This is a genomic window from Pseudomonas sp. p99-361 (assembly GCF_003935475.1).
GTDB classification, from domain to species: Bacteria; Pseudomonadota; Gammaproteobacteria; order Pseudomonadales; family Pseudomonadaceae; genus Aquipseudomonas; species Aquipseudomonas juntendi.
The window spans coordinates 12,692-30,185 of record NZ_RHQO01000030.1; the positions used below are offsets into that span (position 1 = coordinate 12,692).

Sequence of the window (17,494 nt, forward strand, 5' to 3'; positions counted from 1 at the left end):
TGCCACGGGGAACAAGGAGTTTCTGTATGCGTTGCCAGCTGTTGTTGCTGTTGGGCCTGATGGCCAGTGCGCCCGCCTGGGCGAAAAAAGTCAATCTCGATTACGAAGTGCGCCTGTTGCCTGCCAGCGGCCAGGCAGAAGTTCGCCTGACCCTGGCGGACGGCAGCGCGGTGCGCAGCCTTGACTTCGACCTGGGCAAGGCCGGGGCCTACAGCGGCTTCCAGGCCGATGGCCAATGGCAACTGAACGGGCAGCGGGGGGTATGGCAGCCTGCGGCCGGCAAGACCAGCCTCAGCTACCGCGTGCTGCTGGACCAGAAGCTTGCCAGTGGCGCGTTTTCGTCGCGTATCACCCCGCACTGGGCGCTGTTCCTGGGCGACCAGCTGGTGCCGCCTGCGCGCCTCGACCAGCAGGATGGGACCGAGCTGGTGGCGCGCCTGGCCTTCGACCTGCCAGCGGGCTGGAAGAGCATCGAAACGCCCTGGCCGCGCGTCGGCCAGGACAAGTTCCGCATCGACAATGTATCGCGCCTGTTCGACCGCCCCACTGGCTGGATGCTCGCCGGTGACCTGGGCAGCCGCCGCGCCCGTCTGGGCGATACCGACGTGACCGTGGCCGCGCCGGTGGGGCAGGGCATGCGGCGTATGGACAGCCTGACCTTGCTCACCTTCGTCTGGCCGCAACTGCAGGCAGTGTTCCCGCGCAACCCGCCGAAGCTGTTGCTGGTGGGCGCGCGTGACGGGATGTGGCGTGGGGCGATGGCGGCGCAGGGGTCGGTGTACCTGCACAGTGGCAGGCCGATGGTCAGCGAGAACGGCAGCAGCCCGTTATTGCGTGAGGTGGTGCAGTTGTTTGCCCAGATCCGCGCCGGTGATGGCAATGACTGGTTGGTGGAAAGCCTGACCGATTACTACGCCAGCGAGTTGCTGCGCCGCTCTGGCGGGGTGAGCGACGACCGCTACCAGGCCTGGCAGGCGCGCCTGAGCAAGCAGGGCGCGAAGGTGACCCGGCTGCGTGGCGAACAGGCCACCCCTGCGCAGGTCGCCCGTGGGGTAATGCTGCTGCAGGCGCTGGACAAGGAAATCCGCATCCATACCCAGGCCAAGCGTTCGCTGGATGATGTGGTGCGCGGGTTGATGCGCTTGCCGAGCGTAAGTACCGAAGAGTTCGTGCAGATCAGCGAGAATGTGCTGGGGCGGCGGTCTGAGGTGTTGCAGAGCAAGGCGTTGCGCTAGAAATTCTTATTGCCTGTGCCGGCCTTTTCGCGGGCTTGCCCGCTCCTACAAGTTAAGGCATGCGCAACACCTGTGGGAGCGGGCAAGCCCGCGAAGAGGCCGGCACAGGCAATGCATCAATCAACCGCCAGCCAACGGATCCTTCCCGGTCACCGTCACCCCGCGCGTCGCGGCCTCGGCGCTGGCCTTCAACGCCTCCAGGTCCGCCGCGCTACGCTCGATATCCGAGCGCAAGCGCTGATACTCCTGCCGGTGCCGCTGCCACCAGGCCTTGGTGGCGCAGTGCCCGCTGACCCCACGCGCCACGGCCAGGCCGCCCACCGCCATCTGCAGCAAGCCAACCAGGCCGCCACGGCGCAGCCCTTTGCTGAACATCAGCGCCCCACCGGCCAGTGAGCTGGCACGTTCCAGGCCATGAACATTGTGCTGCGATGACGCAGCGGAATGGCTATCGAGCATGGCAAACCCTCCTTGTGGAATGTAAGCAGCTGACCTGCACGGCAACGCCAGCGTTCAGTTGCATCGCCCGGCGGCGAGCCCAGGGTGGGGTTGAAACGGTGAAAAGCAGCTGGCTGTGTCGTATATGGCGAATACCCTGTGCGGTTTGGCAATGCAGCTTCAAGGGTGTTTAATCACCGCTGTCGAAACCGCTGGAGGCCTTGAAAACAAAGGCTCAGACAGATTCAGCCGTTTATCTGAAGTGCTGTAGACACATTGTCTAACAGTGCCCTACAGCCGTTATACAAATAGTAGACACGGCGCCATGATCATAAAGAAGGCGGCCATGAAAGCCACCGTTCAGCCCCTCGAAGCGCAAGTGCCACCGGACCGCAAGGCGGTGTTTGCCGAGGCGCTGCGCCGCCGGATCCTGAGCATGGAACTGGCCCCGGGGGCGGTAGTGGACGAACTGGCCCTGTGCGACGAATTCGGCCTGTCGCGCCCACCCGTGCGCGAACTGCTGCGCCAGATCGCCGCCGAGGGCTACATCGAACTGCGCTGCGCCTGTCGCGTGAAATCCGCGCCGGGGTGGTCACGGTCAACTGCTTCGGCGAAGGTGACGTGACCACGCCGTTCGGTGGCTACAAGGAGTCTGGCTTTGGTGGGCGCGACAAGTCCATCTGGGCCCATGACCAATACATGGAGCTGAAGCCCATCTGGATCAACGCTTCGTGAGCTGAGCAAGGGCGGCTTTTTACTTGAATTTGGGCCCCGACCGGGTATTCAGCCCCTTGGCCATACGGTCGTACAGCACCACATTCACCGTCGCCGCCAGGTTCATGCAGCCCTCGGTCGGGATGTAGATGGTCTCTTCACACCAACCGCGCACTTCTTCGCTCAGCGACCCGTCTTCTGGGCCGAAGATGTAGATGGCGCGGTCCGGGTGGGTGTATTCCGGCAGGGGCCGGGCGCCGTCCACCAGTTCTACCGCCACCGGGGTGCAGCCCAGCGGAATGATGCGTTGCAGGTCATCGATGCCGATCAGCGGGATGTCGTAGTGCACGCGCTTGGTGTCGGTGACGAAGTCACGGGCGCGCTCATACCGTTTGCCGGTGTAGAACACCGAGTTGACGCCGTAGCAGCCCGCGGCGCGCATCACCGAGCCGACGTTTTCCGGCGACTTGGGGTTGAACAGGCCGATGCAGCTGTATCGTTTGTTTGCCACGTACCGGGGCCCTTCGCGAAAAAAAGCGCGATTATACGGGCTGCCCGGTAGCAGCGGGGGGCGAATCGATGGTCAGTCTTTCTTCAGCAAGCCAGCCAGGCCGGCAAACGGGTTGTGCGTGGCCTTGGCGATGCTCGGGGTGCTGGTGGAGCCTTCACTGAAGTACTGCTGGTCGGTGTAGCGCGAATGCTCGTTGTCGTGGCAGTACAGGCACAGCAGCTCCCAGTTCGAGCCGTCCTGGGGGTTGTTGTCGTGGTTGTGGTCGCGGTGGTGCACGGTCAGCTCGCTCAGGCGCTTGCCGGCGAACTCGCGGGCGCAGCGGCCGCACACGTGCGGGTACATTCTCAGGGCCTTGTCGCGGTAGCCCATTTCCTTGTCACGCTTGGCGTCGGCGAGAATGCGGTCCAGGCGCGCGGTGGCGGCAGCGGAAGAGGAGGCGCTCATGGTGTTTCCTTTGTTCTGATCAGGCAGGTGACGGTTATGCCATTGAGTCTAGCGCGCTTGCAGGGCGGGCGGACAGGCGAAAGCGTTGATTTAGGCGTAGCCTATAGGAAGGTTCCCGACAGGAGGTTACTGATGTTGCGCGCGATCCTAGCCGTGCTGTGGCTGGCGGGCCTGCCCATGGCAGATGCCGCCAGTACGCCGCCCCGGCTGGCGACCCCGGTGCCCGGTGCGCCGGGTACGCCAACGCCCACGCCTTACCCCCAGATCACCCCGAGCACGCCGCCCAAGGCTTATGACAGCCAGCCGGGTGCGCCTTTGCTGCCACCGATGCCGGTGCCCGGGCCGCCGAAGGATCAGCCCTTGCCGGGGTTGCGGCCGGAGCCGGCGAAGCCGGCGCAGGATGATGACTGACTGCAGCGGTGCGTTGGCGGTGGGACTACTAGGGGGCCAGTGCCCTGTGGGAGATAACACAGCCCTACGGGCTGCGCTGTCGCGCAGAGAACTCAATTCGTAACCGCGACGCGGCCTGTGTGGGAGCGGGCGTGCCCGCGAAGAATCCAGCGCGGTGGCTGGCACCGGCTACGCCGGTGTTCGCGGGCACGCCCGCTCCCACAAAGACCCCGCTAAATCAATAAGTTATGTACTGTTCTATGAGAGCGGCCTTGAGTCGCGAAAGGGGCGCAAAGCGCCCCAGGCAATCTCAAGCGATACCCAATTCGCCAAACACGAACGCATACTCCAGCGCCACATCCTTGAGCCCCTGATACCGCCCGCTCATCCCGCCGTGCCCGGCGCCCATCTCGGTCTTGAGCAACAGCAGGTTGTCATCGGTCTTGCGCGTGCGCAGCCGCGCCACCCACTTGGCCGCCTCCCAGTACTGCACACGGCTGTCGTTGTAGCCCGCCACCACCAGCATCGCCGGGTAGGCCTGGGCCTTCACGTTCTCGTAGGGCGCATAAGCCTTGATCCGTGCGTACACCTCCGGCTCCTCAGGGTTGCCCCACTCGTCGTACTCGGTCACGGTCAACGGCAGGTCGGGGTCGAGCATGGTGTTGAGCACGTCGACGAACGGCACCTCGGCGACCGCACAGCGGAACAGTTCGGGGCGCAGGTTGAGCACCGCGCCGATCAACAGGCCGCCGGCACTGCCACCACTGATGGCCAGCCGGTCGGGCGCCGTCACGCCCTGGGCGACCAGGTGTTCGGCACAGGCGATGAAGTCGCTGAAGGTGTTGTGCTTGTGCGCCTGCTTACCGGCGCGGTACCAGGCTTCGCCCAGCTCGCCACCACCGCGTACATGGGCGATGGCGAAGGCCACGCCGCGCTGCAGCAGGCTCAGGCGTGCATGCGAGAACCACGGGTCGAGGCTTTCGCCATAGGCACCATAGCCGTACAGGTACAGCGGCACGGTCTGGCCCAGGTCCTGGCGGCGGCGCACCAGGCTGATCGGCACCTGGGTGCCGTCGGCGGCAGTCGCCCACAAGCGTTCGCTGACATAGTCGTCGGCATCGAACGCGCCCAGTACCGGTGTTTGCTTGAGCACCACCTGGGCGCCGCTGGCCAGCTCCAGCTGGCGCACCTGGGCCGGGCGGTTGAGTGCTTCGTAGCGCAGGCGCAGGCGGGGGCTGGCGAACTCCAGGCTGTCTTGCACGTACAGGCTGTAGGCGGCATCCGGCAGCTCGACACGGTAGGCCGCCAGACCTTGCGGGCGCACTTCGATGATCGGCAGGCCGCCTTCGCGCAGGCTCAGGGTCAGGGCGCCGGCATTCAGGCTCAGCCCTTCAAGCATGACTGCCTCGCGGTGCGGCACCAGTGCCTGCCATTGCTCGCGGCCCGGTACCTCGGTAGCCGGGGCGTAATACAGGGCGAAGTTGATGCCGTCTTGGTTAGTGCGGATAAACCAGCACCACGCGCCGTCGAGCTGGCCGTGGTCGGGGAAGTATTCATGGCCCTCGACACGTGGCGCCAGGCAAACGAATGGTGCCTGTGGGGTTTCGGCGTTCAGCACCCAGGCTTCGCTGGTGGTCTTGCTGTTCAGCAGCAGCACCAGCTGGCGCTCGGAACTGGTGCGGTAGCAATGCAGGAAGAAGCGCCCGTCGGGCTCCTCGAACACGCGCTCGGCACCGGGGCTGCCCAGCGTATGGCGGCACAGGCGCCATGGCCGATGGGTGTCGTCCAGCTCGGCGAAGAACAGTGTCTGGCTGTCGTTGGCCCAGGTCATGCTGCCGTCGCAGTCTTCAAAGGGCAGGGCGGTGATCGCGCCGCTGGCGAGGTCTTTCACGTACAGGCTGTAGACCTCGTCGCCACTGGTATCCAGGCTGTAGGCCAGCAGCCGGTGGTCGGGGCTGACACTGAACGCGCCCAGCGACAGAAAGCCGCCGTTGGCCAGTGCGTTGGGGTCGAGCAACAGCTGCTCCTGGCTTTCATCGACGGTGTTGCTGTCGTCGGCCGGGCGTGGGCAGCGGTAGTGGCGCGGGTATTCGTCGCCAGCAGTGGTGCGGGTGTAGTACAGGTACGGCCCCCAGGGTGAAGGCAGCGACAGGTCGGTCTCCTGGATGCGGCCCTTGATCTCTTCGAACAATTGCTCGCGCAGGGGCGCCTGGTCGGCCAGGCAGGCTTGCTGGTAGGCGTTTTCGGCCTGCAGGTAGGCGAGCACCTCGGGGGTGTCGCGCTGTTGCAGCCAGGCATACGGGTCGGCGGCCTGGTCGGCATGGGCAATCGGCGGTTGGGGCTTGGTCGGCATCGAGGATCTCTTGGTTGGGGTGGCCTGGGCCCGGCTGCGAAGCGGCCGGCGCAGGCAAACACTGTGTGCGCCCGGAAAAGTGTTTATCATAGGCACCTCTTTGCCTGGCTTGCACGAACACCATGATCGAGAACGACTACACCTTGGCCTGGGGCCTGTACGCGGTTGCCGCTTTGGGCTGCCTGCTGGTGGGCTTCAAACTGACCGGCTGGATGTGGCGCTGGTTGCGCGAGCCCCTGCGCGTGGTGCTGGCGGTGCTGTTGCTGACGCCGACCGTGGTTGACCCGGTCAAGGACAGCTTCGCCCCAGCCATCGCCATCACCACCCTGGATGTGGCGTTCAAGGTTGGCAACAATGCCTGGCGCGCAGTTTCCGATTTTGCCATGTACGGCATGATCGCCTTTGCCTTGTATGCCCTCTTCGTATTGCTGCGCTGGCCGCTGGAAAAGCGCGCCCGCGAGCGGCGGGCCCAGGCTGAGGCCGCGGCCCAGCGCGAGCAGGCCGAAGATGACCGGCTCGGCGCTCAGGCCCCTTTGGCCGCCGAGCGCAGCGACCGTTACCGTGACCTCCCGCCACCTGCGGCACCCCGGGGAAATGGCCGGGTCGAGCCCCGTCTGTAAGCGGAGACACAGCCATGTGCGAACTGTTGGGCATGAGTGCCAACGTCCCTACCGACATTGTCTTCAGCTTTACCGGCCTGATGCAGCGCGGTGGCCGCACCGGCCCGCACCGCGATGGCTGGGGCATAGGCTTCTATGAAGGGCGCGGCCTGCGCCTGTTCCAGGACCCGGCTGCCAGCAGCGAGTCGGAGGTAGCCAGCCTGGTGCAGCGCTACCCGATCAAGAGCGAAGTGGTCATTGGCCATATCCGCCAGGCTAACGTCGGCAAGGTCTGCCTGGCCAACACCCACCCGTTCATGCGCGAAATGTGGGGCCGTAACTGGTGCTTTGCGCACAACGGCCAGTTGGGCGCCTTCAAGGGCCTGGGCAGTTTCTATCGGCCGGTAGGCGATACCGACAGCGAAGCGGCCTTTTGCGACCTGCTCAACCGCATTCGCAGCGCCTTCCCCGAGCCGGTGCCGGTGGAACAGCTGTTGCCGGTGCTGGTCGAAGCCTGTGCCGGTTACCGCGGGCAGGGCGTGTTCAACTGCATGCTCAGCGACGGTGACTGGCTGTTCTGCTTCTGTTCGACCAAGCTGGTGCACATTACCCGGCGTGCGCCGTTTGGTGCGGCACGCTTGAAGGATGTCGACCTGATCGTCGACTTCCATACGCAAACCACCCCCAACGACGTGGTCACGGTGATTGCCACCGAGGCCCTGACCGAGAACGAGACCTGGCAGCGCTACGAGCCGGGTCAATGGGCCCTGTGGCGGCACGGTGAATGTGTGGCGCACGGCCAGAGCTAAGGACGCTGCATGTTCAGAAGTTACCTGCGGTTGCTGCTGTTCACCTTCGGCCTGTTGGCCGGTATTCAGGTGCCGGGGCTGGTGAAAGACTACAGCCAGCGGGTGGAGGCGCACCTGTACGAGTCGCGCGAGGCGCTGGACGGCTTCAAGCAGACGGCCGAGCGCTTTTTCAATGGCGACCTGCAGGCCTTGCTAAGGCACTACCGCAGCAGTGATGACCCGGTGTTCAACAGTGACGCCAACAGCATCGAAAGCCTGATGATCCGCAACCAGTTGCTGGAGAACGAGTGGCAGGCCATGCAAGGGCCTTGGGCCGCACGCACCTGGCATGTGCTGGTGCAGGCCGACCCGCAGCTGCGTGAAGAAACCCTCAACGGCTACAGCTACCAGATTCTGCTGGTGCCCGAGGCCATCGGCTGGGGTGTTGGCGCAGGGTTCGTGCTGGCGTTCTTGGTCGAAAGCCTGTTGCTGGGGCTTGGCTGGGTGATCCTCGGGGGGCGGCGCCGGGTGGTGAAAGAGAGCTGGCGCTGAAGGTGATCGCCAGCACAGGCACTGCGTCCTCAACGCCAACCCCTAGGAAACCAGCACGATCCGCTGCCCACCCATGTCCCGTGCATACCCCTCCAGCACCTGTCGGCACAGCCCGACTACCTCATCCACCAGCGCCACGCCGGTCTGCCAGGCCACCACCAGCTCCAGGCTCGGCGGCGGTTGCAGTCCCGCCAGCAACACCAGCTCGCCGCGGCCCAGCTCGGCATCCACCAATGCCGGTGGCAACGCGCCGATGCCGAAGCCGTCGCGTAGCAGCCGGGTAATGGCCGCCACCGAGTTCACGCAGTTCAGCCGCGGTGCGTCAGCCCCGGCACCCTGCAGCAGGCTCAGCACCTCCTGGTGCGGCCGTGAATTCTTCGAGAAGGTGATGATCCGCTCCCGACCAAGCTCGGCCAGCGAGCCGAAAGCGCGGTGCTGGGGCGAGCCGGCGGCAACCACCCAGCCCATCGGGTAGCGCGCCAGATCCAGGCTGCGGATCGACTGCTCGCGCAGCAGGTCGGTCTGCAGGATCACGTCGAGAAACCCCTTTTGCAGTTGCTCGCGCAGGTTCAGTGCAGTGTCCGCCACCAGCTCGATTTCTACCTGTGGGTGGCGCTCGGTCAGTTCCGCCACCAGCGCACTCATCCAGGTGTGGATGACCGTGTCCATCACCCCGATGCGAATTCGCCCGACCTTGGCCCGGTCGCTGTCCAGCGATTGCTTCATGGCCTTGGCGGTGTCCAGCATGCGTTCGGCGTATTCCAGCACCTTGCCGCCTTCCGGGGTCAGGCTGACGCCGCGCGAGTCGCGCAGCAGCAGCTTCACGCCCAGGTCGGCCTCCAGCGCGGCAATACGGCTGGAGACCGAGGCCTGGGTGGTGAACAGCTTGTCTGCGGTCAGGCGGAAGCTCTTGAGGCGGGCGACCCAGACAAAGGTTTCGAGAAAGCGAAGGTTCATGATCAGTTTTTCTTGTTCCAGACCGGCGGTTTTTCTCGTTGGACGCAGCGCGCGCGGGCTCCGAACATTGGCCCAGGCCGCGACAGTACAGGTCGCCCATACAACAATACCAACAAGCCGAGGCAAGCATGAACCCCACCGGCGTGCAGCAGCAGGTCAGTTCTTCCCCTTCGTCCGGGCCGTTCGCCTGGTACCGCGACATCGACTCACAGCAACGGCGCACCTTCTGGAGCTGCAAGATTGGCTACGGCCTGGATGGCATGGACACCCAGATGCTCAGCTTCGTCATCCCCACGCTGATCATGCTGTGGGGGATCACCACCACCGAAGCCGGGCTGATCCACACCAGCACGCTGATCGCCTCGGCGGTGGGCGGCTGGATAGCCGGTATCCTCTCCGACCGCATCGGCCGCGTACGTACCCTGCAACTGACGGTACTGTGGTTTGCGTTTTTCACTTTTCTCTGCGGGTTCGCCCAGAACTACCAGCAGTTGCTGATCGCCCGAACCTTGATGGGCTTCGGCTTCGGCGGCGAGTGGACCGCCGGCGCAGTGCTGATCGGCGAAGTGATCCGCGCCCAGGACCGTGGCAAGGCGGTCGGCATGGTGCAGTCCGGGTGGGCCATTGGCTGGGGCCTCACCGCCATCCTCTATGCACTGCTGTTCTCCTGGCTGCCGCCTGAGCAGGCCTGGCGGGCACTGTTCCTGTTGGGCCTGGTGCCGGCCCTCTTCGTGATCTTCGTGCGCCGCCTGGTCAAGGACCCGGAGGTCTACCGCCAGGCCAAGGCGACGCCAGCGGCCGAGGCACCGTCGCACTTCTACGAGATTTTCGCCCCAGGCATGCTCTGGACCACCGTGCGCGCCTCGTTGTTGACCACAGGCGCGCTGGGCGGTTACTACGCCATCACGTCCTGGTTGCCGACCTTCCTCAAGAATGAACGCGGCCTGAGCGTGCTGGGAACCGGTGGCTATCTGGCGATGGTCATCGTTGGTTCGTATGTGGGCTACGTCGTCAGTGCGTACCTGTCCGACCTGCTGGGGCGTAAGAAGAACTTCATCCTGTTCGCCGTGGGCTCGTTCGTCATCGTGCTGCTGTACACGCAGATGCCCGTCAGCGATGGCGTGATGCTGTGGCTGGGCTTCCCGCTGGGCTTCTTCGCCTCGGGGATCTTCAGCGGCATGGGCGCGTTCCTGACAGAGCTGTTCCCAACACGTATCCGCGGTTCGGGGCAGGGCTTCTGCTACAACATCGGCAAAGTCGTTGCGGCGCTGTTCCCGTTGCTGATTGGCTTGCTCGGCCAGCAGGTGCCGCTGGGCCTGGGTATCGGTGTGTTTTCTGCCGTGTCCTATGGCGTGGTGATCGTTGCAGCGCTGAGCCTGCCGGAAACACGCGGCAAACAGTTGCAAGCGCGGTAAGGTAGGCACATGCACGACAACAACGGAGGCCGCGTGGTGGAACGCCTGCTACTCAATTGCGACATGGGTGAAAGTTTCGGCAGCTGGCGCATGGGCCTGGATGCCGAGGTCATGCCCTACATCGACTGCGCCAACATCGCCTGCGGTTACCATGCCGGTGACCCTGGCATCATGCGCCGCACCGTGGCCCTGGCACTGGAGCACGGGGTGGCGATCGGTGCCCACCCGGCCTACCCGGACCTGGTCGGCTTCGGGCGCCGGTCCATGGCCTGCAGCCCCGAGGAAATTCGCGATTTGCTGCACTACCAGATCGGCGCACTGGAGGGCATCTGCAAGGTGCTCGGCGGCCGTGTGGCCTATATCAAGCCGCATGGCGCGCTGTACAACGACATGATGGCCGACCCGCTCAAGCTGCGCACCGTGCTGGAAGCTGTGGCGGCTTACGGCAGCGACCTGCCGCTGATGCTGATGGCCACCGCCGACAACCGTACGGCCCAGGCGCTGGGGGATGAAATCGGCGTGCCGCTGTGGTTCGAGGCATTCGCCGACCGGGCCTATACCGCCAGCGGCCACCTGGTCTCGCGGCGCCTGCCCGGCGCCGTGCATCACGACCCGGCGCGTGTGGTGGAGCAGGCCGAGCGCCTGGCCCGTGGCGATACGCTGGTGGCGAACGATGGCAGTGCCTTGAAGCTGGCGGCCAGCACACTGTGTGTGCATGGCGACAACGACAGTTCGGTAGCAGCGGTGCGGCAGATTCGCCAAGCCCTCGATGCCATGGAGCGATGATGAAGCTGCGTATCGAAGTGGTCGCGGTCGACAGCCTGATGGTGCGCCTGTTCGAGCGTATCGACGAGACCAACATGCCGTGGATGCTTGCTGCCAGCCAGTGCTTGCGCGCAGCGTTCGGCCAGCACCTGCTGGACTTGGTGCCGTCGTACACCACGCTGATGGTGCACTTCGACCTGCCGCCGGCTGAGGCGAGGGCGCTGATCGCCCAGGCCCTGGACGGTTTGCAGCCTGACGCCGGCAGTGGTGGCCGGCGCCACGAGATCCCGGTGTGGTACCACGCCAGCGTCGGCCCGGAGCTGCCTGTACTGGCTGCCCGCAGCGGCTTGACCGAGGGTGAAGTGGCCCGCTTGCACAGCGAGCGCGAGTACCCGGTTTTTGCCTTGGGCTTCGCCCCCGGGTTCGGCTTCATGGGCCTGGTCGATGAACGCCTGGCCAGCCCCCGCCTGAGCACCCCGCGCAAGCGCGTGGCGGCGGGCAGCGTGGGTATTGCCGAGCGCCAGACAGCAGCGTACCCGGCGGTGTCGCCGGGGGGCTGGAACCTGATCGGGCGTACCCCGGTGCGCCTGTTCGACCATGAACGTGAGGGCTATAGCCTGTTGCAACCCGGTGACCGGGTGCGCTTCGTGGCGGTTACGCGTGATGAGTTTCTGGCCCTGGGCGGCGATGTGGAGGCGCAAGGATGAAGCAGTTGACGATCGAGGCCAGCAACGCCTTGTGCCAGTTGCAGGACGCCGGGCGCTTCGGCGTACGGCACTTGGGCGTGACCCAGGGCGGGGCGCTGGACTGGGTGGCGATGTACTGGGCCAACTGGCTGTTGGGCAATTCGCTGGCCGCACCTGTGGTGGAGGTCGCGCTGGGTGGCTTCTGTGTGGTGGCGCAGCAGGATTGTGTGCTGGCGCTGGCCGGTGCCGACCTGGATGCGCGAGTTGATGATCAGCCGGTAGCGCCCTGGCGCAGCTTTGCTTTGGGCAAAGGGCAGCGCTTGGCCCTGAAGCAGCCCAACCAGGGCGTTCGGGCGTACCTGGCGGCGCCTGGCGGGTTTCGCGGCGAGGCGGTGCTGGGCAGCTGTGCCACCGTGGTACGCGAAGCGCTGGGCGGTACAGACGGCCAGGGCGCTGCGCTTGGTAAAGGCCAGCTGCTGGCTTTCGCGGATACGCCGGCAACCCTTCGTGAAGTGCCGGATGCGTTGCGCCCGCGCTATCACCACAAGCCTGTGCTCGACCTGGTGATGGGCGCGCAGCTCGGCGATTTCAGCGGTACCAGCCTGTACCAGGCATTCAACACCGACTGGACCCTGGACAGCCGGGCCGACCGCATGGGCATCCGTCTACTGGGGCCGCAGTTGGTCTACCAGGGCGCGCCGATGATTTCCGAGGGCATTCCCCTGGGAGCGGTGCAGGTGCCGCCGGACGGGCAACCGATCGTGTTGCTCAATGACCGGCAGACCATTGGCGGTTACCCGCGGCTGGGGGCGTTGACGCCGCTGGCGCTGGCGCAACTGGCGCAGTGCATGCCGGGGGCGCAGGTGAAGTTCAGGGCGGTGGTGCAGGATGAGGCGTGGCGGGAGCAGCAGCAATACTTGGGCCGGTGGTTGTAAGGCTGCGGGCCCTTTCGCGGGCACGCCCGCTCCCACACAGGCCTGCGCCATACCTGTAGGAGCGGGCGCGCCCGCGAAGAGGCCAGACCGCTGGCAAGTGGCAGCCCGTTCTATCTCACTTTGAGAGATACCGCATCCCTTCCTCCAACCCCTGCAAGGTCAGCGGATACATCTTGTCCTCGATCAACTCCCGCACCAGGTGGGTCGAGGCGGTGTAGTCCCAAGCCTGCCGGGGATAGGGGTTGATCCAGATAATCTTCCTGAATTTCTCCATGAAACGCTGCAGCCACACGTACCCGGCTTCTTCGTTCCAATGCTCCACGCTGCCACCGGGCTGGGTGATTTCGTAAGGCGCCATGGCCGCATCACCAACGAAGATCACTTTGTAGTCGTCGCCATACTTGTGCAGCAGATCGAACGTGGAAAACCGCTCCGAGGTGCGGCGCAGGTTGTTCTTCCAAACCGACTCGTACACGCAGTTGTGGAAGTAGTTGTACTCCAGGTGCTTGAACTCGGTCTTGCAGGCCGAGAACAGTTCTTCGCACACCTTGACGTGGGCGTCCATGGAACCACCGATGTCGAACAGCAACAGCAGCTTCACGGTGTTGCGCCGCTCCGGGCGCATCTGGATGTTCAACAACCCGGCATCGCGCGCGGTGTGGTCGATGGTGCCGTCGATGTCGAGCTCTTCGGCGGCGCCTTCACGGGCGAACTTGCGCAGCCGGCGCAGGGCCAGCTTGATGTTGCGCGTGCCCAGTTCCACCTGGTCGTCGAGGTTCTTGTACTCGCGCTGGTCCCAGACCTTCACCGCCTTGCCCTGGCGTTTGCCGGCCTCGCCCACGCGGATGCCCTCGGGGTTGTAGCCGCCCGAACCGAACGGGCTGGTGCCGCCGGTGCCGATCCACTTGTTGCCGCCGGCGTGGCGCTCCTTCTGCTCTTCCAGGCGCTGCTTGAAGGCCTCGATGAGCTTGTCCAGGCCACCCAGCGACTGGATTTGCGCGCGTTCTTCGTCGCTGAGCGAGCGCTCGAACTCCTTGCGCAGCCAGTCTTCCGGGATCAGCGCCTCGATGTGCTGGTCGAGGTTTTCCAGGCCTTTGAAGTAAGCGGCGAAGGCGCGGTCGAACTTGTCGAAGTAGCGTTCGTCTTTCACCAGAATGGCGCGGGCGAGGTAATAGAATTCGTCCATGTCGGCGAACACCACGTGCTTTTGCAAGGCCTGGTGCAGGTCGAGCAGTTCACGCACCGACACCGGCACCTTGGCCGCACGCATTTCATTGAACAGGTTGAGCAGCATGGCCCGGCTCCTGTCAGCGGTTGCCGCGCCGGCTCATGAAGGCCAGGCGCTCGAGCAGTTGCACGTCCTGCTCGTTCTTCACCAGCGCACCGGCCAGCGGCGGGATCGCCTTGGTCGGGTCGCGTTCACGCAGCACCGCTTCACCGATGTTGTCGGCCATCAGTAGCTTGAGCCAGTCGACCAGCTCGGAGGTGGAAGGCTTTTTCTTCAGGCCAGGCACCTTGCGTACGTCGAAGAACACGTCCAGCGCCTCGCTGACCAGCGCCTGGCTGATGTTCGGGTAGTGCACGTCGACGATCTGCTGCAGGGTGCTGCGGTCGGGGAAGGCGATGTAGTGGAAGAAGCAGCGGCGCAGGAAGGCGTCGGGCAGTTCCTTTTCGTTGTTCGAGGTAATGATGATGATCGGGCGCTGCCGGGCCTTGATGGTCTCGTCGATTTCGTAAACGTAGAACTCCATCTTGTCCAGTTCCTGCAACAGGTCGTTGGGGAACTCGATGTCGGCCTTGTCGATTTCGTCGATCAGCAGGATGACTCGCTCCTCGGCCTCGAAGGCTTCCCACAGTTTGCCCTTCTTCAGGTAGTTGCGCACGTCATGGACCTTGTCCACGCCCAGCTGCGAGTCGCGCAGGCGGCTGACCGCGTCGTACTCGTAGAGGCCCTGGTGGGCCTTGGTGGTGGACTTGATGTGCCAGGTGATCAGGCGCGCGCCGAACGAAGCTGCCAATTGCTCGGCGAGCATGGTCTTGCCGGTGCCGGGTTCGCCCTTGACCAACAGCGGGCGTTCGAGGGTGATGGCCGCGTTTACCGCCAGTTTCAGGTCGTCTGTGGCGACGTAGTCGCGGGTGCCTTCGAACTTCATGGGGCTGTCCTCTGTTGTAAGCCTGTGCCGGCCTCTTCGCGGGCACGCCCGCTCCCACAGGAATTGCACAAACTTCTGAATCTGCGGAAGTACCTGTGGGAGCGGGCGCGCCCGCGAATGGCCCAACACCTGTTTTCGATTTGTTACCGACTATAACGCGGGCCCGGGCACCTGCAAACGCAGACCGGGTATTCAGTCCCTGAATGCCCCGTCACGCTGTTTCAGTCGGACTTCGGCGCCGGTTGCTCATAGCGTGCATTGAACGCCTGGATGAAGCCGTTGCGCAGGATCTGCAGGAAGGCCTCGAAGGCGCTGATGTTCTGCTTGTGCACGCTGCCGCTGAGCTCCACCCGGGTGGCGAACTGGTTTTTCGGCTGGTTCTTCAGCACCGTCTCGGAGGCGCCCACCACGGCCTCCCACACCGAGCGGAAGAAGCCTTTGTCCTTGTTCTCGACATCTTGCTGCCAGTCGAACACGTCCACGTCACGCAGCAGGGGTTTGATGTAGCCATTGAGGCGGCCGTTTTCCGCCTGCGCCTCGATGACCACGTCACCATGCCCTGCGCTGAAGTCGAACTTGCCGTAGGCACTGGCGAAGTCATTCAGGTTGCGCAGCTCTATGCCGGTGGCACGCAGGCGGAATTCGAAGTCATCGAAGTCACTGAACGGGTCGAAGGTGGCGCGGCTTTCGACCTTGGCATTGCCGGCGATCAGCGCCGTGCCCTCAAAGCTGGCGTCGCGCCGGCCTTGCTTGTCGCGCACGTTGGTCAGGTTGCTGATGGTGGCGTCCAGCCGGGTTGCCTTGAGATTGACCGGGGGGTTGGAATTGAAATTGCGAAAGGTCAGGGTGCCCTTGTCTATATGTACTTCATCGAGGGTGATCGGCAGCAGCTTTTCCAGTTGTTGCCGCCAATCGGTGCCCTGGCCGGTCTGCGAGGCCTGCTTGTTGCCGCCGTCGACGAAGTTCAGTTCGGGCTGCTCGAAGATCACTTTCGCCACCACGGCCTTGTCGTAGATCAGCGAGTGCCAGCTGACCGACAGGTCGATAACCGGTGCATCCAGCAGCGGCACTGGCACCTTGCCGCTGGTCTTGACGATCCGCAGGCCGTTGATCCGGTAGGCCCCGCGCCACCAGGCCAGGTCCACGTCGGCCACGTGCCCACGGTAGTCGCCCATGTCGGCCAGCTTGTCGTTGAGGTAGTCGCGTACCAGGTAGGGCAGCGCCAGGTGCAACGCCACCAGCAGCGCCACCAGGCTGGCCAGGCCGATCAGCGGCCAGCGATAACGGGCTTTCATCGGGGTGTCTCCCAGGAGGATGTGCGGTGGACCGCAATGCGCCCGGCTGAGTTCGAACAGGCTTTACGGGCCTACGGCCGGGGCTTACCCTTGAGGTCTTTTCCTGCTCGCTTTCATGCCAAGGACCCCTGCCATGAGCCGTATCTTTGCAGACAACGCCCATTCCATCGGCAACACGCCGCTGGTGCAGATCAACCGGATCGCCCCGCGTGGCGTGACCATCCTGGCCAAGATCGAGGGGCGCAACCCGGGCTACTCGGTCAAGTGCCGCATTGGCGCGAACATGGTCTGGGATGCCGAAAGCAGCGGCCGGCTCAAGCCGGGCATGACCATAGTCGAGCCCACCTCGGGCAACACCGGTATCGGCCTGGCCTTCGTTGCCGCCGCGCGTGGCTACAAGCTGATGCTGACCATGCCCGCGTCGATGAGCCTCGAACGGCGCAAGGTGCTGAAGGCGCTAGGCGCCGAACTGGTGCTGACCGAGCCGGCCAAAGGCATGAAGGGCGCCATCGACAAGGCCAACGAAATCGTGGCCTCAGACCCGGCGCAGTACTTCCTGCCAGGCCAGTTCGAGAACCCGGCCAACCCCGCCATTCACGAAAAAACCACGGGCCCGGAAATCTGGAACGACACCGACGGTGCGGTGGACGTGCTGGTGGCGGGGGTGGGCACGGGCGGCACCATCACCGGTGTGTCGCGCTACATCAAGCATACCCAGGGCAAGGCGATCCTGTCGGTGGCCGTGGAGCCAGAGGCTTCGCCACTGATCACCCAGACCCTGGCCGGCGAAGAGCTCAAGCCCAGCCCACACAAGATCCAGGGCATCGGGGCTGGCTTCGTACCGAAAAACCTCGACCTGTCGATTGTCGACCAGGTGCTGACGGTGGCTGACGAAGAGGCCAAGGCCATGGCCATTCGCCTGATGCAGGAAGAGGGCATTCTCTGCGGCATTTCTTGCGGCGCAGCCATGGCGGCGGCCGTGCGCCTGGCGGAAAAACCGGAAATGCAAGGCAAGACCATCGTCGTGGTGCTGCCCGATTCCGGCGAGCGTTATTTGTCGAGCATGCTGTTCAGCGACATGTTCAGCGACCAGGAAAACCAGCAGTAACCGGCCATGCCGCTGACCGGGCTCAATGTTCGGCAGCCTGGTTGACTGCACAATCTTCATCGACACGATCCCGCCCGGGTGGTTTGTACCGCGGCGGGATCGGTTTATGATGGCAGGATGATTTTCAGGAGAGCAGGCCGCGCAGCCCTGTTTCTT

The 17,494-nt window shown here is 64.5% G+C and carries 18 protein-coding genes and 2 pseudogenes; 12 read left to right on the plus strand and 8 right to left on the minus strand.

The features are described 5' to 3' along the window. Positions 1-26 precede the first annotated feature (26 nt). On the plus strand, positions 27-1,235 hold the full coding sequence (locus tag EGJ22_RS14785) for a hypothetical protein (RefSeq protein WP_029886174.1): 1,209 nt from the start codon (positions 27-29) through the stop codon (positions 1,233-1,235). Between the two features lie 120 nt (positions 1,236-1,355). Here EGJ22_RS14785 and EGJ22_RS14790 read toward each other — a convergent pair whose 3' ends face one another. Continuing rightward, on the minus strand, positions 1,356-1,694 hold the full coding sequence (locus EGJ22_RS14790; RefSeq protein ID WP_009686802.1) for a YgaP-like transmembrane domain: 339 nt from the start codon (positions 1,692-1,694) through the stop codon (positions 1,356-1,358). A 325-nt stretch (positions 1,695-2,019) separates the two neighbouring features. Here EGJ22_RS14790 and EGJ22_RS14795 point away from each other — a divergent pair. Both EGJ22_RS14795 and EGJ22_RS14800 read left to right on the plus strand, forming a co-directional pair. Continuing rightward, a pseudogene (locus EGJ22_RS14795) lies at positions 2,020-2,229 on the plus strand (GntR family transcriptional regulator); the annotation flags it as partial. Then, a pseudogene (locus EGJ22_RS14800) lies at positions 2,214-2,408 on the plus strand (aldehyde dehydrogenase family protein); the annotation flags it as partial. The pseudogenes EGJ22_RS14795 and EGJ22_RS14800, both read left to right, overlap by 16 nt. Before the next feature lie 19 nt (positions 2,409-2,427). On the opposite strand, the gene EGJ22_RS14805 reads toward EGJ22_RS14800, so the two are convergent. Together EGJ22_RS14805 and EGJ22_RS14810 are read right to left on the minus strand one after the other, a co-directional pair. After that, a complete protein-coding gene (locus tag EGJ22_RS14805) occupies positions 2,428-2,898 on the minus strand; it encodes an RNA methyltransferase (protein ID WP_009686799.1) in 471 nt (156 codons plus the stop codon). Positions 2,899-2,970: 72 nt separating this feature from the next. Continuing rightward, the gene (locus EGJ22_RS14810) at positions 2,971-3,342 is read right to left on the minus strand and encodes a YajD family HNH nuclease (RefSeq protein WP_009686798.1); all 372 of its coding nucleotides are present in this window, start codon (positions 3,340-3,342) and stop codon (positions 2,971-2,973) included. A 132-nt stretch (positions 3,343-3,474) separates the two neighbouring features. Between EGJ22_RS14810 and EGJ22_RS14815 the strand changes: the two genes are divergently transcribed. Next, a complete protein-coding gene (locus EGJ22_RS14815) occupies positions 3,475-3,753 on the plus strand; it encodes a hypothetical protein (protein ID WP_009686797.1) in 279 nt (92 codons plus the stop codon). A 289-nt stretch (positions 3,754-4,042) separates the two neighbouring features. Here the strand turns inward: EGJ22_RS14815 and EGJ22_RS14825 are convergent, their stop codons facing one another. Next, complete coding sequence (locus tag EGJ22_RS14825; protein WP_009686796.1) at positions 4,043-6,085, minus strand: S9 family peptidase; 2,043 nt, start codon at positions 6,083-6,085, stop codon at positions 4,043-4,045. 122 nt (positions 6,086-6,207) lie between these two features. Here EGJ22_RS14825 and EGJ22_RS14830 point away from each other — a divergent pair, with 122 nt between their 5' ends. From EGJ22_RS14830 to EGJ22_RS14840, 3 genes are read left to right on the plus strand one after another with little or no spacing between them, the layout of a single operon-like run. Next, positions 6,208-6,705 carry a hypothetical protein gene (locus tag EGJ22_RS14830; protein WP_009686795.1) on the plus strand — a complete coding sequence of 166 codons (498 nt, stop codon included), beginning with the start codon at positions 6,208-6,210 and terminating at the stop codon, positions 6,703-6,705. A gap of 14 nt (positions 6,706-6,719) precedes the next feature. Next, the gene (locus tag EGJ22_RS14835; RefSeq protein ID WP_009686794.1) at positions 6,720-7,493 is read left to right on the plus strand and encodes a class II glutamine amidotransferase; all 774 of its coding nucleotides are present in this window, start codon (positions 6,720-6,722) and stop codon (positions 7,491-7,493) included. Positions 7,494-7,502: 9 nt separating this feature from the next. Continuing rightward, complete coding sequence (locus EGJ22_RS14840; protein WP_029885405.1) at positions 7,503-8,024, plus strand: DUF2937 family protein; 522 nt, start codon at positions 7,503-7,505, stop codon at positions 8,022-8,024. A gap of 42 nt (positions 8,025-8,066) precedes the next feature. Here EGJ22_RS14840 and EGJ22_RS14845 read toward each other — a convergent pair whose 3' ends face one another. Then, positions 8,067-8,981, minus strand: a complete 915-nt coding sequence (locus EGJ22_RS14845) for a LysR family transcriptional regulator (protein ID WP_029885404.1) — start codon at positions 8,979-8,981, stop codon at positions 8,067-8,069. Between the two features lie 128 nt (positions 8,982-9,109). Between EGJ22_RS14845 and EGJ22_RS14850 the strand changes: the two genes are divergently transcribed. From EGJ22_RS14850 to EGJ22_RS14865, 4 genes are read left to right on the plus strand one after another with little or no spacing between them, the layout of a single operon-like run. Then, entirely contained in the window at positions 9,110-10,396 is a 1,287-nt protein-coding gene (locus tag EGJ22_RS14850) for an MFS transporter (protein WP_029885403.1), read from the plus strand. A 9-nt stretch (positions 10,397-10,405) separates the two neighbouring features. Next, on the plus strand, positions 10,406-11,182 hold the full coding sequence (locus EGJ22_RS14855; protein ID WP_009686790.1) for a 5-oxoprolinase subunit PxpA: 777 nt from the start codon (positions 10,406-10,408) through the stop codon (positions 11,180-11,182). After that, on the plus strand, positions 11,182-11,868 hold the full coding sequence (pxpB, locus tag EGJ22_RS14860) for a 5-oxoprolinase subunit PxpB (RefSeq protein ID WP_029885402.1): 687 nt from the start codon (positions 11,182-11,184) through the stop codon (positions 11,866-11,868). The genes EGJ22_RS14855 and pxpB overlap by 1 nt, the downstream gene beginning before the upstream one ends. Next, positions 11,865-12,782, plus strand: coding sequence for a biotin-dependent carboxyltransferase family protein (locus EGJ22_RS14865; RefSeq protein WP_029885401.1), 918 nt, complete (start codon positions 11,865-11,867; stop codon positions 12,780-12,782). Before pxpB ends, EGJ22_RS14865 begins: the two co-directional genes overlap by 4 nt. A 115-nt stretch (positions 12,783-12,897) precedes the next feature. Here EGJ22_RS14865 and EGJ22_RS14870 read toward each other — a convergent pair whose 3' ends face one another. The 3 genes from EGJ22_RS14870 to EGJ22_RS14880 form a co-directional block, all read right to left on the minus strand. Next, positions 12,898-14,076, minus strand: a complete 1,179-nt coding sequence (locus EGJ22_RS14870) for a VWA domain-containing protein (RefSeq protein WP_029885400.1) — start codon at positions 14,074-14,076, stop codon at positions 12,898-12,900. 13 nt (positions 14,077-14,089) lie between these two features. Continuing rightward, positions 14,090-14,935, minus strand: a complete 846-nt coding sequence (locus EGJ22_RS14875) for a MoxR family ATPase (RefSeq protein WP_009686786.1) — start codon at positions 14,933-14,935, stop codon at positions 14,090-14,092. Between the two features lie 221 nt (positions 14,936-15,156). Then, a complete protein-coding gene (locus tag EGJ22_RS14880) occupies positions 15,157-16,230 on the minus strand; it encodes a DUF748 domain-containing protein (protein WP_029885399.1) in 1,074 nt (357 codons plus the stop codon). 133 nt (positions 16,231-16,363) lie between these two features. On the opposite strand from EGJ22_RS14880, the gene cysK reads away from it, so the two are divergent. Then, positions 16,364-17,338 carry a cysteine synthase A gene (gene cysK / locus EGJ22_RS14885; RefSeq protein ID WP_009686784.1) on the plus strand — a complete coding sequence of 325 codons (975 nt, stop codon included), beginning with the start codon at positions 16,364-16,366 and terminating at the stop codon, positions 17,336-17,338. The last annotated feature ends 156 nt before the right edge of the window (positions 17,339-17,494 follow it).

Excerpts from the sequence above, each read along its gene's own strand:
- EGJ22_RS14785 (WP_029886174.1), top strand. The coding sequence starts at position 27 with ATGCGTTGCCAGCTGTTGTTGCTGTTGGGCCTGATGGCCAGTGCGCCC.
- EGJ22_RS14790 (WP_009686802.1), bottom strand. The coding sequence starts at position 1,694 with ATGCTCGATAGCCATTCCGCTGCGTCATCGCAGCACAATGTTCATGGC.
- EGJ22_RS14810 (WP_009686798.1), bottom strand. The coding sequence starts at position 3,342 with ATGAGCGCCTCCTCTTCCGCTGCCGCCACCGCGCGCCTGGACCGCATT.
- EGJ22_RS14815 (WP_009686797.1), top strand. The coding sequence starts at position 3,475 with ATGTTGCGCGCGATCCTAGCCGTGCTGTGGCTGGCGGGCCTGCCCATG.
- EGJ22_RS14825 (WP_009686796.1), bottom strand. The coding sequence starts at position 6,085 with ATGCCGACCAAGCCCCAACCGCCGATTGCCCATGCCGACCAGGCCGCC.
- EGJ22_RS14830 (WP_009686795.1), top strand. The coding sequence starts at position 6,208 with ATGATCGAGAACGACTACACCTTGGCCTGGGGCCTGTACGCGGTTGCC.
- EGJ22_RS14835 (WP_009686794.1), top strand. The coding sequence starts at position 6,720 with ATGTGCGAACTGTTGGGCATGAGTGCCAACGTCCCTACCGACATTGTC.
- EGJ22_RS14840 (WP_029885405.1), top strand. The coding sequence starts at position 7,503 with ATGTTCAGAAGTTACCTGCGGTTGCTGCTGTTCACCTTCGGCCTGTTG.
- EGJ22_RS14845 (WP_029885404.1), bottom strand. The coding sequence starts at position 8,981 with ATGAACCTTCGCTTTCTCGAAACCTTTGTCTGGGTCGCCCGCCTCAAG.
- EGJ22_RS14850 (WP_029885403.1), top strand. The coding sequence starts at position 9,110 with ATGAACCCCACCGGCGTGCAGCAGCAGGTCAGTTCTTCCCCTTCGTCC.
- EGJ22_RS14855 (WP_009686790.1), top strand. The coding sequence starts at position 10,406 with ATGCACGACAACAACGGAGGCCGCGTGGTGGAACGCCTGCTACTCAAT.
- pxpB (WP_029885402.1), top strand. The coding sequence starts at position 11,182 with ATGAAGCTGCGTATCGAAGTGGTCGCGGTCGACAGCCTGATGGTGCGC.
- EGJ22_RS14865 (WP_029885401.1), top strand. The coding sequence starts at position 11,865 with ATGAAGCAGTTGACGATCGAGGCCAGCAACGCCTTGTGCCAGTTGCAG.
- EGJ22_RS14870 (WP_029885400.1), bottom strand. The coding sequence starts at position 14,076 with ATGCTGCTCAACCTGTTCAATGAAATGCGTGCGGCCAAGGTGCCGGTG.
- EGJ22_RS14875 (WP_009686786.1), bottom strand. The coding sequence starts at position 14,935 with ATGAAGTTCGAAGGCACCCGCGACTACGTCGCCACAGACGACCTGAAA.
- EGJ22_RS14880 (WP_029885399.1), bottom strand. The coding sequence starts at position 16,230 with ATGAAAGCCCGTTATCGCTGGCCGCTGATCGGCCTGGCCAGCCTGGTG.
- cysK (WP_009686784.1), top strand. The coding sequence starts at position 16,364 with ATGAGCCGTATCTTTGCAGACAACGCCCATTCCATCGGCAACACGCCG.